This window comes from Bradyrhizobium prioriisuperbiae, assembly GCF_032397745.1.
GTDB lineage: Bacteria > Pseudomonadota > Alphaproteobacteria > Rhizobiales > Xanthobacteraceae > Bradyrhizobium_A > Bradyrhizobium_A prioriisuperbiae.
In genome coordinates, this window is record NZ_CP135921.1 from 4103460 (window position 1) to 4115772 (window position 12313).

General features: G+C 62.9%; 10 protein-coding genes. 7 read left to right on the plus strand and 3 right to left on the minus strand.

All coding sequences use genetic code 11. The features are described from left to right. Positions 1 to 115: 115 nt before the first annotated feature. Complete coding sequence (locus tag RS897_RS19225; protein ID WP_315838082.1) at positions 116 to 1330, plus strand: nitrate/nitrite transporter; 1215 nt, start codon at positions 116 to 118, stop codon at positions 1328 to 1330. A 63-nt stretch (positions 1331 to 1393) separates the two neighbouring features. Here the strand turns inward: RS897_RS19225 and RS897_RS19230 are convergent, their stop codons facing one another. Continuing rightward, the gene (locus tag RS897_RS19230; protein WP_315838083.1) at positions 1394 to 3001 is read right to left on the minus strand and encodes a phytoene desaturase family protein; all 1608 of its coding nucleotides are present in this window, start codon (positions 2999 to 3001) and stop codon (positions 1394 to 1396) included. Positions 3002 to 3178: 177 nt separating this feature from the next. On the opposite strand from RS897_RS19230, the gene RS897_RS19235 reads away from it, so the two are divergent. The 6 genes from RS897_RS19235 (at position 3179) to RS897_RS19260 (ending at position 11186) form a co-directional block, all read left to right on the plus strand. After that, on the plus strand, positions 3179 to 5452 hold the full coding sequence (locus RS897_RS19235; RefSeq protein ID WP_315838084.1) for a spermidine synthase: 2274 nt from the start codon (positions 3179 to 3181) through the stop codon (positions 5450 to 5452). 136 nt (positions 5453 to 5588) lie between these two features. After that, entirely contained in the window at positions 5589 to 8075 is a 2487-nt protein-coding gene (locus tag RS897_RS19240) for a penicillin-binding protein 1A (protein WP_315838085.1), read from the plus strand. A gap of 175 nt (positions 8076 to 8250) precedes the next feature. After that, positions 8251 to 8571, plus strand: a complete 321-nt coding sequence (locus RS897_RS19245; RefSeq protein ID WP_315838691.1) for a c-type cytochrome — start codon at positions 8251 to 8253, stop codon at positions 8569 to 8571. Beyond that, positions 8571 to 8966, plus strand: a complete 396-nt coding sequence (locus tag RS897_RS19250; protein ID WP_315838086.1) for a VOC family protein — start codon at positions 8571 to 8573, stop codon at positions 8964 to 8966. Before RS897_RS19245 ends, RS897_RS19250 begins: the two co-directional genes overlap by 1 nt. Positions 8967 to 9006: 40 nt before the next feature. Further along, complete coding sequence (locus tag RS897_RS19255) at positions 9007 to 9555, plus strand: gluconate 2-dehydrogenase subunit 3 family protein (protein ID WP_315838087.1); 549 nt, start codon at positions 9007 to 9009, stop codon at positions 9553 to 9555. A 62-nt stretch (positions 9556 to 9617) separates the two neighbouring features. Continuing rightward, the gene (locus RS897_RS19260) at positions 9618 to 11186 is read left to right on the plus strand and encodes a GMC family oxidoreductase (RefSeq protein WP_315838088.1); all 1569 of its coding nucleotides are present in this window, start codon (positions 9618 to 9620) and stop codon (positions 11184 to 11186) included. Positions 11187 to 11292: 106 nt separating this feature from the next. Here RS897_RS19260 and RS897_RS19265 read toward each other — a convergent pair whose 3' ends face one another. Both RS897_RS19265 and RS897_RS19270 read right to left on the minus strand, forming a co-directional pair. After that, positions 11293 to 11613, minus strand: coding sequence for a ribbon-helix-helix domain-containing protein (locus tag RS897_RS19265; RefSeq protein ID WP_315838089.1), 321 nt, complete (start codon positions 11611 to 11613; stop codon positions 11293 to 11295). A gap of 226 nt (positions 11614 to 11839) precedes the next feature. After that, on the minus strand, positions 11840 to 12157 hold the full coding sequence (locus RS897_RS19270) for a ribbon-helix-helix domain-containing protein (RefSeq protein ID WP_315838090.1): 318 nt from the start codon (positions 12155 to 12157) through the stop codon (positions 11840 to 11842). Between the last annotated feature and the right edge of the window lie 156 nt (positions 12158 to 12313).

The following is a 12313-nucleotide window of genomic DNA, read 5'->3' on the forward strand; positions in this document are numbered from 1 at the left end:
AATCAGGTTGCACAAATAGTGCCCGCACATGGGCCACTCTTTGTGCAGGGATGCTGGCCTGCCAGCGCCTACAATCATAGCAACAGGAACTCAAATTGGGCAACGCGAGCTCTGCATGATCGACAAGGACTTCTTCAAGGCCGGACATGCTCCGACGCTGATCTCCGCCTTCTTCTATTTCGACATGAGCTTCATGGTGTGGGTCATGCTCGGCCCGCTCGGCGTGCTGATTGCCAACGATCTGCACTTCGATGCCGGGCAGAAGGGCCTGATGGTCGCCATTCCGCTGCTGTCGGGTGCGCTGCTGCGCGTCGTGAACGGCGTTCTGGTCGATCGGATCGGACCGAAGACCACAGGCCTGATCGGCCAGGTCATCGTCATTCTCGGCCTGGTCTCGGCCTGGCATCTTGGCGTCCATTCCTTCGGCCAGGTCCTCGCGCTCGGCGTGGTGCTGGGCGTGGCGGGGTCGTCGTTCGCGGTCGCGCTGCCGCTGGCGTCGCGATGGTATCCGCCGCAGTATCAGGGGATCGCGCTGGGAATTGCGGGCGCCGGCAATTCCGGAACGGTGTTTGCCGCTCTGTTCGCGCCGGGTCTCGCGATCGCTTATGGCTGGGTCAATGTGCTGGGACTGGCGGCGATCCCGCTCGCCATCGCCTTGCTGGTCTATATCGTATTTGCGAAGGACGCACCGAACCCGCCGAAGGCAAAGGGCCTGATCGAATACCTTTCGGTGTTGCGCATCGGCGATGCCTGGTGGTTCATGTTTTTCTATGCGGTCACCTTCGGCGGCTTCAGCGGCCTCGCATCGTCGCTGACCATCTATTTCAATTCCGACTACGGGCTCAGCCCCGTGGTCGCGGGCTATTTCACCGCGGCGGCCGTGTTCGCGGGCTCGCTGGTGCGTCCCGTCGGCGGCGCGCTGGCGGACCGCATCGGCGGGATTCGCGCGCTCACCATCATGTATGTCGTCGCGGCGGCGGCGCTGGCGATGGCGAGTTTTCACATGCCGCAGGCCTGGATGGCGCTTGCGCTGTTTGTCGGCGGCATGCTGGCGCTCGGCATGGGCAACGGCGCCGTCTTCCAGCTGGTGCCCCAGCGCTTCCGCAACGAGATCGGGGTCATGACCGGTCTTGTCGGGATGACCGGCGGCATCGGCGGATTCTATCTCGCATCGAGCCTCGGCTATTCCAAACAGCTGACCGGCTCCTATCAGTTCGGCCTCTTGATCTTCGCGGTTCTCGCCGTCGTTGCCGTGGTCGGATTGACGGTGATCAAGAAGCGCTGGCGTACGACCTGGGGCGCCGTCGGCGTCAGCATGGCCAAAATCTGAGATCGGGATCTGAAACCAGGATCTGAAGGCCGCCGACTGGACTTTGGATCGCGGCTGATGGCGTTACGAGCGCACGAACAGCCTGCGATGATCCCTTAGGATCGCGCGCGCGGCGTTGTGGCCGGGCGCACCGGTGACACCGCCGCCGGGATGCGCGCCGGCGCCACAATGATAGAGACCCTTGAGTGGTCCCCGATAGTCGGCATGGCCGAGCATGGGGCGCGCCGAGAACAGCTGGTTGAGTGTCAGCGCGCCGTGGAAGATGTCGCCGCCGAGCAGACCGAACTCGCGCTCGAGATCGAGCGGCGTCAGCACCTGGCGTTCAATGACGCTGCGGGCAAACCCGGGCGCATGGCGGTCGACGGTCGCGATCATCAGGTCGGCGACCGTGTCCCGATGCTCGTCCCATGACGTGCCGTCGGGCAGTTGCGGGGCCACATGCTGGCAGAACAGGCTCGCGACATGGGCGCCCTTCGGTGCCAGCGTGTCGTCGAGGGTGGAGGGGATCAGCATTTCCACCACCGGTTCGCGGCTCCAGCCGTGCTGGCGTGCATCGAGCCACGCCCGATCCATATAGCCGAGGCTTGGCGCGATGATGATCCCGGCGGTGAGGTGATCGCCCGTGCCCGGCAGCGCCTTGAACGACGGCAGCGCCGAGAGTGCGACGTTCATCCGGAACGTGCCGGAGCCGTTGCGCCATACCCCGATACGATTGAGAAATGCGGGCGACAGCGCGTCGGCAGGGACAAGGCGGGTATAGAGCAGTTTGGGATTGACGTTGGCGGCCACATACGTCGCGCGGATGGTCTCGCCATTGTCGAGTGTGACGCCGACGGCGCGGTCGTTCTCGACGATGACCTCGCGCACGCCGGTGTCACACGCGATCTCGACACCGTGGGCGCGGGCGGCCGACGCCATCGCCTGGGTGATCGCGCCCATGCCGCCGATGGCATGGCCCCACACACCCTTGCGCCCGTTCACCTCGCCGAAAGCATGATGCAGCATCACGTAGGCGGAGCCCGCGGCATAGGGGCTGGCGTAATTGCCGACGATGGCGTCGAAGCCGAACAGCGCCTTGACCAGGTCGTTGTCGAACCAGTCGTCGAGCATGTCGCCCGCGGAGCGGGTGAACAGGTCCAGCAGCACGCGCTTGTGCTCCAGGGTAAGCCCGCGCAGGATGTTGGCGGTGCCGAGCGCGTTGAGCGCCTCACCGAACGCACCGATGCTGAGGCCTTCGACCAGGTTCGGCGGTGAGCGCAGCACGAATTGCCTGAGCACGTCGGCGATGGTTTCGAGTTCGCCGGTGAAGGCCGCGATCCGGGCGGCGTCATGCTCGCTGAGTTTCGCGACCGACTGATGGGTGCGCCCGTCGCCGGTCAGCAGGTAGCGGCCGTCGGGGGCGGGCAGGAAGTTCTGCGCACGGCGCTCGACGATGCGCAGGCCGTGATGATGCAGCCGCAGGTCGGTGATGACTTTGGGGTTCAAGAGGCTGACGGTGTAGGCGGCCACCGAGTTGCGAAAGCCGGGATGGAATTCCTCGGTCACGGCGGCGCCGCCCACCACCTTGCGCCGTTCCACCACCTTGACGCGCAGGCCAGCCATCGCGCAGTAGGCCGCACAGGTCAGGCCATTGTGGCCCGCGCCGATGATGACGACATCGTAATCCGACATGTTCAAGTCATAGTTCCCGCGTGGTCGGCAGGCGAGAGATTTTTCACTTGGCGTGACGACAGATCAACCGCAGATCACGTGCCGGTCAGATCGCGGCCCGCCGTGTTGCCCTGCAAGATCGGCTGTGGTCCAATCCGCCGCCTCCGGTGCCCGCCGGATTGATTTGCCGGAGCCTTCATGACCCCGCCTGAGCCGCCCGTCCCGACCCCGCACTCCGCCGGGCGCAATTCACTGGTTTTGATCGTCTACACGTCGGCTATTTTCGTCAGCGCACTGCTGTTGTTTTCGGTGCAGCCGCTGTTTACCAAGATGGTGCTGCCGCGGCTCGGTGGCTCGCCGGCAGTGTGGTCGGTGGCGATGGTGTTCTTCCAGTCGCTGCTGCTGGCTGGCTATGCCTATGCGCACTTTCTCATGACCATCCGCAACCGGATGATTCCCGTCGTGGTGCATCTGGTGCTGCTGGTGGTGGCGCTGCTCACCTTGCCGCTGTCGATCGCAAGTGGTTGGGGCACTCCACCCTCGAGCGGTTATGCGATCTGGCTGCTCGGGCTGTTCGTGGTGTCGATCGGCCTGCCGTTCTTCGCGCTCGCGGCCAACAACCCGATGCTGCAGGCCTGGTTCGTGCGCACCGGGCATCCGGACGGGCCCGACCCGTATTTTCTTTACGCCTCGTCCAATATCGGCAGTTTCCTGGCGCTGTTGTCCTATCCGGTGCTGCTGGAGCCGATGTTCACCCTGCGCACGCAGAACCTGGTGTGGACCGGCGGGTATGGCCTGCTGATCGTTCTGATCGCCGGCTGCGGCTTGCTGCTGTGGCGATCACCTGAGGTGGCCGTGACAGACATCGCGGCCGATACCGATGCACCGTCGCCGTCATGGTCGCCGCGGTTGCGCTGGATCTTTCTCGCCGCCGTGCCGTCGGGTCTGCTGATCGCGGTGACGGTGCACATCTCGACCGACGTCGCCGCCGCTCCATTGCTCTGGGTGCTGCCGCTGTCGCTGTATCTGCTGACCTGGGTGCTGGTGTTCCAGTCGCGCCCCCTGTTGCCGCATGCCTGGATGCTGATGCTGCAGCCGCTGGCGATTGCCGGTGTCATCGTGCTGCTCGCCGTCGGCGGCGAGCAGAACCTGCTGCTGACGCTGGGCGGGCATCAGCTGTGCTTCTTCATCATCGCCATGGCCTGTCATGGCGAACTCGCCCGCACCCGTCCGCCGGCGCGTTATCTCACGGGGTTCTATGTCGCGCTGTCATTCGGTGGCATGATCGGCGGATTGTTCGCGGGCCTCGTGGCCCCGTTCACCTTCTCATGGGTGGCGGAATATCCGATCCTGCTGGTGCTGACAGCGCTGTGTCGGCCGCCGGAGGACGAACGCTGGCCGAACTGGAGCGGCCGGATCTGGGCCGTCATTGTCGGCGCTGCGGTCGCCCTGGTCGTGCTGGCCTACCAGAGCGGCACGATAACCACCTCGCTCATAGACAACCGTATCACCCTTGCCGCGGTTTTGGCGGTGATCTGCGTGCTGCTTGCGGTGGGGTTGCAGGCCAGCCGCTGGAAGGTTGCGGCGATGGTGGCGCTTGCCGTGGTGGTGATCCGCATCTATCCGGCGGACGAAGGGCGGGTCGAAACCGTGCGCAGCTTCTTCGGCGTGCACAAGATCGTCGAGACCCCCAACGGCCAGTATCACGTGCTGATGCACGGCACGACCATCCACGGCGCCGAGAAATTCCTCAACGACGACGGAACGCCCGTCACCGGCCGTCCCGAACCGATCTCCTACTATCACAAGGATGGCGGCATCGGACAGGCAATCGAGGCGATCCGCGTGCGCAAGGGTGGCCCGATCCGGGTGGCGGTGATCGGGCTCGGTTCGGGGTCACTCACTTGCGCGGCGCAGCCGGGCGAGAACTGGACGTTCTTCGAGATCGACCAGACCATGGTCGACACCGCACGCGACCCCAAGCACTTTACCTTCATCCAGTCGTGCATGCCGGATCTACAGCCGGTGATGGGCGATGCACGGCTGACCTTCGCCAAGCAGCCGGACGGCATCTATGACCTGATCATTGTCGATGCCTATTCCTCCGATGCCATCCCGATTCATCTGGCGACCGAGGAGGCGATGGCGATCTACAAGCAGAAACTCGCGCCGCAGGGCGCGGTGGTGATGCATGTCTCCAACCGGCATCTGGAACTCGCCAGCGTGGTGGTCGGCATCGCCGACGAGAACGACATGAAGAGCTGGGTCTTCAATGAGGATTCCGGCCGCGACAACGAATACATCTTCTCCACCAATGTGGTGATCTCGGCGCGCGAGGAGGCGGATGTCGGTACGCTCGCCGCCAACAGCACCTGGGCGCTGACCGAGCCGGAAGACCACCAGCGGGTCTGGACCGACGATTATTCCAACGTGCTCGGCGCGGTGTGGCGCCGGCTGCGCGAGGGGGAATAGGGGCAGATCGCTCCAAAACGCCCCGGGCTGCCCCCTGATCCAGATCTTGGGTCAGGAGGTCGCATTTCCGTTGCATTTTGGCATAATAACGACTTTCGGTATTGATCTCAAAGCATTGCACCCCGGGGCTTAGATTATGCGACTTTTGCTGCGATTGTTCGGCTTCCTGTTTGCGGCCGGAACGATCGTTTTCCTGGTCGGCGTCGCTGGCGCGGCCGCGATGATCTGGCAGTATTCGAAGGACCTGCCGGACTATTCCCAGCTCCAGAACTATGAACCGCCGGTCATGACCCGCATCCATGCGGCCGACGGGTCGCTGCTTGCGGAATATTCCAAGGAGCGCCGGCTGTATCTGCCGATCCAGGCGATCCCCAAGCCGGTGATCAACGCGTTCCTCGCCGCCGAAGACAAGAATTTCTATGAGCACGGCGGCCTCGACTTCACGGGCCTCGCGCGTGCGGTGGTGCTTTATGTTCAGAACCTGGGCTCGAACCGGCGCCCGCAGGGCGCCTCGACCATCACCCAGCAGGTTGCCAAGAATTTCCTTCTGACCAACGAGGTGTCGTTCACCCGCAAGATCAAGGAAGCGCTGCTGGCGATGCGCATCGAGCGCGCCTATTCCAAGGACAGGATCCTCGAACTTTATCTCAACGAGATTTTTCTCGGCCTCAATGCCTACGGCATCGCCGCCGCCTCGCTGGTCTATTTCGACAAATCCGTCAACGATCTGACCGTCGCGGAGGCCGCTTATCTCGCGGCCCTGCCGAAAGCACCATCGAACCTGCATCCGGTGCGCAATCGCGATCGCGCCATCGAGCGCCGCAACTATGTGATCGACCGTCTCTTGGAAAACGGCTGGATCAAGCAGGCGGAGGCCGACAAGGCCCGCAAGGACCCGCTGGCCGTCACCAGCCGCTCCAATGCCGCGCACATTTTTGCCGGGGAATATTTCGCCGAGGAAGTCCGGCGGGACGTGTTCGAGCGGTACGGCGAAAAGAAGCTCTATGAGGGCGGCCTGTCGGTCCGCGCGACGCTCGATCCCAAGCTCCAGGTGATGGCGCGCAAGACCATGGCGGCCGGGCTTGTCAATTACGACGAAGCGCAGGGCTGGCGCGGCGCGACCAGCAAGCTCGACATCTCCGGCGACTGGGGCCCGAAGCTTGCGGACGTGAAGTCGCTCAGTGACATTTCGCCGTGGCGCATGGCGGTGGTGCTGGAGACCAGCGACCAGTCGGCGCGGATCGGCTTCCAGCCGGGACGTGAGCTCGGCGGCGCCGTGTCGAAGGAGCGGCAGACCGGACTGATCACGCTCGACGGCGTGAGATGGGCGCGCCCGGTTTCAGGGGCGACGCGCGGCAAGGCGCCGACCTCGCTGATCCAGGTGCTGTCGCCCGGCGACGTCATCTATGTCGATCCGCTGCTGTCCAAGGATGGCAATGTGGTCGAGGGACAGTACCGCCTGCGTCAGGTTCCTGAAATCGCCGGCGCCATGGTCGCGATGGACCCTTCGACCGGCCGCGTGCTAGCGATGGTCGGAGGCTTCTCCTTCGACCAGAGCCAGTTCAACCGCGCCACCCAGGCTTATCGGCAGCCCGGTTCGACATTCAAACCGATCGTCTATTCGGCGGCGATGGACAACGGCTATACGCCATCGACGGTGCTGATGGACGCGCCGATCGAGATCGATCAGGGACAAGGTTCGGACGTCTGGCGGCCGGAGAACTTCTCGACCGGCAAGTATCAGGGGCCGACGACGCTGCGCAACGCGCTGAAACATTCCCTGAACACCGTCACAGTGCGCCTGGCGCAGGATACCGGCATTCCATTGATTGCGGAGTATGCCAAGCGGTTCGGCATCTATGACGAACTGCCCAATTATCTGTCCTATGCGCTCGGCACCGGCGAAACCACGGTGATGCGCATGGTCACGGCCTACTCGATGATGGCCAATGGCGGGCGCCGCGTAAAGGCGACCTTGATCGATCGCATTCAGGACCGTTATGGCCGCACCATCTTCAAGCATGATTCCCGCGAGTGCCGCGGCTGCGACGCGCCGGACGGCTGGAAGAACCAGTCTGAGCCGCAACTCGTGGACCGCCGCGAGCAGGTGCTGGACCCGATGACGGCCTATCAGATCACCTCGATGATGGAAGGCGTGGTGCAAGGCGGAACGGCGACGGTGATGCGGGAAGTGGGCAAGCCGATCGCCGGCAAGACCGGCACCACCAACGATGCAAAAGATCTTTGGTTCGTCGGCTTCTCGCCGGATCTCGTGATCGGTCTCTATCTCGGCTATGACAAGCCCCGCAGTCTGGGCAGAAACGCGCAAGCCGGCCGGACAGCGGCTCCGATCGCCAAGGATTTCATGAAGCTGGCGCTGGCCGGCAAGCCCGCGATTCCGTTTCACGTTCCTGCGGGGATCAGGCTGATCCGCGTCGATTCCAAGAGCGGCATGCGGGCTGGTCCCGGCGACAAGGCCATCCTGGAGGCCTTCAAGCCCGGGACGGCGCCCTCGGATAATTATGCGGCGATCGGCGTCACCGATAGCGACGGACGAACCCTGCAAATGTCGCCCGACGCCGATCGTGCCATCATCCGCCCTGGCACCGGCGGCCTGTATTAGAAGCAGGGATTAATCGGCCGGTTGCGTAAAATAGCCGGCTACTACCACCGCCCGGCGACGCAGACCTAACGTCATCCCACTTCCACGGTGGGTGATGATGGGAACACGGCGCGCGCTGTCGATCGGGTTGGGATGTTGCGGCGCACTGCTGGCCGTCGATATCGCCGTTGCGCAAATGGCATTGCCAACAGCCAAGCCGCCTGATGGCGCTGTTCTGTTCAAGCAGCAGTGCGCCACCTGCCACACCACCAATCTCAGCGATGCACAGCGGCAGGGCCCGCCGCTGGTGAAGATCGTCGGCCGCCAGGCCGGGACGGTCGAAGGCTTTCACTATTCGCCTGGCTTTTCCAAAGTCGGCTTCGCCTGGGATGACGGCAAGCTCGATGCCTGGTTGGCCAATCCGCAGGCGGTGATTCCCGGTGCGATCATGGCTTATCGACAGGCCAAACCCGAGGTCCGCGCCGCCATCATCACCTATCTGAAGGACCTCAACTGATGGCCAAGCCCGTCCACTCCATGATTCGTGTCCACGACGAGGCGAAGGCGCTCGATTTCTATGCCCGCGCATTTGGGCTGCAGATCGCCGAGCGCATCGCGTTTCCTGATTTTGCGCTGATCTATCTGCGCCATCCGTCGTCGCCGTTCGAACTGGAGCTCACGGTCAATTTCGATCGCAAGGAGCCGTATGTGCTCGGCGATGGTTACGGCCATCTCGCCGTGGTGGTCGACGACCTCGACACCGAGCATGCGCGCTTTGAACGGGAGAAACTCGCACCAGGGCCGCTGCGCGACTTCAAGCATGACGGCAAGACACTGGCCCGCTTCTTTTTCGTTGCGGATCCCGATGGCTACAAGATCGAAGTGATCCAGAAGGGCGGGCGCTTCGGCTGACGACTGAACCAAACAAATAAGCATGCAACGGAGGACACCCATGAGAGAAGTCGATCGTCGCAGCAAGTACAGCCGCCGAATATTTCTGCAGGGTGCCGCGAGCGCGGTCCCGGTGGTCGCGGTCGCGACCGGTGCGTGCCTCAGCCTTGACGAAGCCTGGGCGGCGGATGCCACGACATTGTCGCCGGCGACGTTGAAGACGCTGGTGAAGGTGGCGCGGGACATCTATCCGCACGACTTCCTGGTCGACAGCTATTACATCACCGCGATCAAGCCGTGGGATGGCAAGGCGGCAAAGGATCCGGCGGTCAAGAGCCTGCTGGAGGACGGCGTGCGCCGGCTCGATCAGGACGCCAGGGATAAGCACAAACTCGCTTATGCGCAGGTGCCGTGGGAGGCCGATCGTGTGGTGCTGCTGCAGGGCATCGAACAGACCACCTTCTTCAAGACGCTGCGCTCCGATCTCGTGGTCTCGCTCTACAACCAGGAGGAGGTGTGGCCGAAGTTCGGCTACGAGGGCTCGTCCGCCGAGCATGGTGGTTACATCAAACGCGGCTTCAACGACATCGACTGGCTGCCGAAGGTCTGAGCGCGTTCGCACGCTGTGTTGAGCGGCAAGACGTCGAGCAAAAAATCAGCTGGGAGGACATCATGGCGAAATTCGATCTCAACGACGATGGCGTGGTGATCATTGTCGGCTCCGGCGCCGGCGGCGGCACGCTCGGCAATGAACTGGCGCAGAAGGGCGTCAAGGTCGTGATTCTCGAAGCGGGACCGCGCACGGAAAACCAGGACTTCATCAACAACGAGTGGGAGAGCTTTACGCAACTCGCCTGGACCGACATGCGCACCACCTCCGGCAACTGGCGCGTGGCGAAGGACTTCGCCAACCTGCCGGCCTGGATCGTGAAGTCGGTCGGCGGATCCACCGTGCACTGGGCCGGCGCGTCGCTGCGGTTCGACGAGCACGAATTCCGAATCCGTAGCGCCTACGGCAATGTGCCCGGCGCCAATCTGCTCGACTGGCCGATCACGCTCGCGGAGATGGATCCCTGGTACGCCAAGGCCGAGAACAAGATGGGCGTCACCCGCACCAACAACATTCCGGGGTTGCCGGGCAATAACAACTTCAAGGTGATGGAAGCGGGCGCCAAGAAGCTCGGCTACAAGGAGGTGCACACCGGCCACATGGCAATCAACTCCGAGCCGCGCGACGGCCGCGGCGCATGCCAGCAGATCGGCTTCTGCTTCCAGGGCTGCAAGTCCGGCGCCAAGTGGTCGACGCTCTATACGGAAATTCCGAAAGGCGAGGCGACCGGCAATCTCGAAGTTCGCCCCAACAGCATGGCGCTGAAGATCGAGCATGACGCGGCCGGCAAGGTGACCGCCGTGATCTATGCGGACGAAGCCGGCAAGACCCAGCGGCAGAAGGCGCGCATCGTGGCGGTGGCCGGCAACTCGATCGAAAGCCCGCGGCTGTTGCTCAACAGTGCGTCGAACATGTTTTCCGACGGCCTTGCCAACAGCTCCGGCCAGGTCGGCCGCAACTACATGCGGCACATGACCGGCAGCGTCTATGCATCATTCGAGAAGTCGGTGCACATGTATCGTGGCACCACCATGGCCGGCATCATCCGCGATGAAGCCAAACATGATCCGTCCCGCGGCTTCATGGGCGGCTATGAGATGGAAACGCTGTCGCTGGGACTGCCGTTCATGGCCGCGTTCCTCAATCCCGGCGCCTGGGGTCGCAGCTTCACCAGCGCGATGGAGACCTATCCGCGGATGGCCGGGATGTGGCTGGTGGGCGAGGACATGCCGCAGGAGACCAATCGCATTACGCTCGATCCGAAAGCCAAGGACAAGTTCGGCCTGCCGGTCGCCAGCGTGCATTACGACGATCATCCCAACGATATCGCGATGCGCGATCATGCCTACAGGCAGGGGTCGGCGGTCTATGAAGCGATCGGGGCGACGGTCACCTATCCGACCACGCCTTACCCGTCGACCCACAACATGGGCACCAATCGCATGAGTGCGAAGGCGCGCGACGGCGTGGTCAACAAGTTCGGGCAGGCGCACGACGTCAAGAATCTGTTCGTCTCCGACGGCAGCCAGTTCACCAGCGGGGCTGCGTGCAATCCGACGCTGACCATTGTCGCACTGGCGATTCGCCAGGCCGATCACATCGCCGGTGCGATGCAGAAGAAGGAAATTTGACGCGAGTGTAGCCCGGATGAGCGGAGCGATATCCGGGAACTGATTGCGCACTTGACCCGGATGTCGCTCCGCTCATCCGGGCTACTGACTGACAACTCGCTTGGATTTACTCCGCCGCCACCAGCGCAGGCTTCGCACCGTCGCGAAACTCCGGCGGCAAAATCGCGGGCGTGTTGGAGCGATAGATCACGCAGGAACAGCGCAGCAGCGAGGCGAAATTATTGACCTCGCCGTGGTGTTCGAGCACTTCGTCATAGAGCGCGCTGAGGAATTTCGCGAGGCTCAAGCCTTCCTTGGCTGCCATTTCCTCCAGCGTGTCCCAGAACGACAGCTCCAGACGGATGGAGGTCGCATGGCGGCCGATCCGGATGGATCGGGTTTGGGATTCATAGTCGCGCTGCGGCTGGTGAGCGAACACCTTGCACATGAACGTATCCTCCGAGTCTTTATATCTTTTCTAAACGATATACTGCCTCGGAGGCCGTCACAAATATTTCCAGCAGCTTGTGCGGGATCGTCTTCCCGAGAGATGCGCGATGTGGGTGCGTTGCCCGCGCTTTTACGCTCTGCACGACGCAACCATACTCATGCGCCGGACGCCCTCTCGGACGTCGCGCGACAGGTGTGATGCGCGGATTGCGTCGTCCCGGCGTCTATTCCGCGGCGATGATCACGGGGTCCGGGCGATGCAGACCCGGCGGCAGGTTTTCCAGGCTGCTTGAGCGGTAGATCAGGCAGGAGCAGCGCAGCAGCGAGGCGAAGTTGTTGACCTCGCCATGCAGTTCCAGGACCTCGTTGTGAAGCTTGGTCAGGAATTTTGCGAGGCTCATGCCCTCCCGGCTGGCGATCTCTTCCAGCGTGTCCCAGAACGACATCTCCAACCGGATCGACGTACATTGGCCGCCGATGCGCAATGAGCGCGTCTGGAACGCGTAGTCACGTTGCGCCTGATGGGAAAAGAGCGTGCACATGACGTATCCTCGGATGTCTTATTGTCTTTGGAAGAACGTTATACTGGCTTGGCGACTCTCACAATATTTCTAATCGATTTCAGTAAGATGATGGTCAGTTTCGCCGATTTCGCATGGCGATTTGCGCGGATTTGAGGCAGTTTTTGAGCGAAATCG

Coding starts and splice junctions, on each gene's coding strand:
- RS897_RS19255 (WP_315838087.1), top strand. CDS start 9,007: ATGAGAGAAGTCGATCGTCGCAGCAAGTACAGCCGCCGAATATTTCTG.
- RS897_RS19235 (WP_315838084.1), top strand. CDS start 3,179: ATGACCCCGCCTGAGCCGCCCGTCCCGACCCCGCACTCCGCCGGGCGC.
- RS897_RS19270 (WP_315838090.1), bottom strand. CDS start 12,157: ATGTGCACGCTCTTTTCCCATCAGGCGCAACGTGACTACGCGTTCCAG.
- RS897_RS19250 (WP_315838086.1), top strand. CDS start 8,571: ATGGCCAAGCCCGTCCACTCCATGATTCGTGTCCACGACGAGGCGAAG.
- RS897_RS19260 (WP_315838088.1), top strand. CDS start 9,618: ATGGCGAAATTCGATCTCAACGACGATGGCGTGGTGATCATTGTCGGC.
- RS897_RS19265 (WP_315838089.1), bottom strand. CDS start 11,613: ATGTGCAAGGTGTTCGCTCACCAGCCGCAGCGCGACTATGAATCCCAA.
- RS897_RS19240 (WP_315838085.1), top strand. CDS start 5,589: ATGCGACTTTTGCTGCGATTGTTCGGCTTCCTGTTTGCGGCCGGAACG.
- RS897_RS19230 (WP_315838083.1), bottom strand. CDS start 3,001: ATGTCGGATTACGATGTCGTCATCATCGGCGCGGGCCACAATGGCCTG.
- RS897_RS19225 (WP_315838082.1), top strand. CDS start 116: ATGATCGACAAGGACTTCTTCAAGGCCGGACATGCTCCGACGCTGATC.
- RS897_RS19245 (WP_315838691.1), top strand. CDS start 8,251: ATGGCATTGCCAACAGCCAAGCCGCCTGATGGCGCTGTTCTGTTCAAG.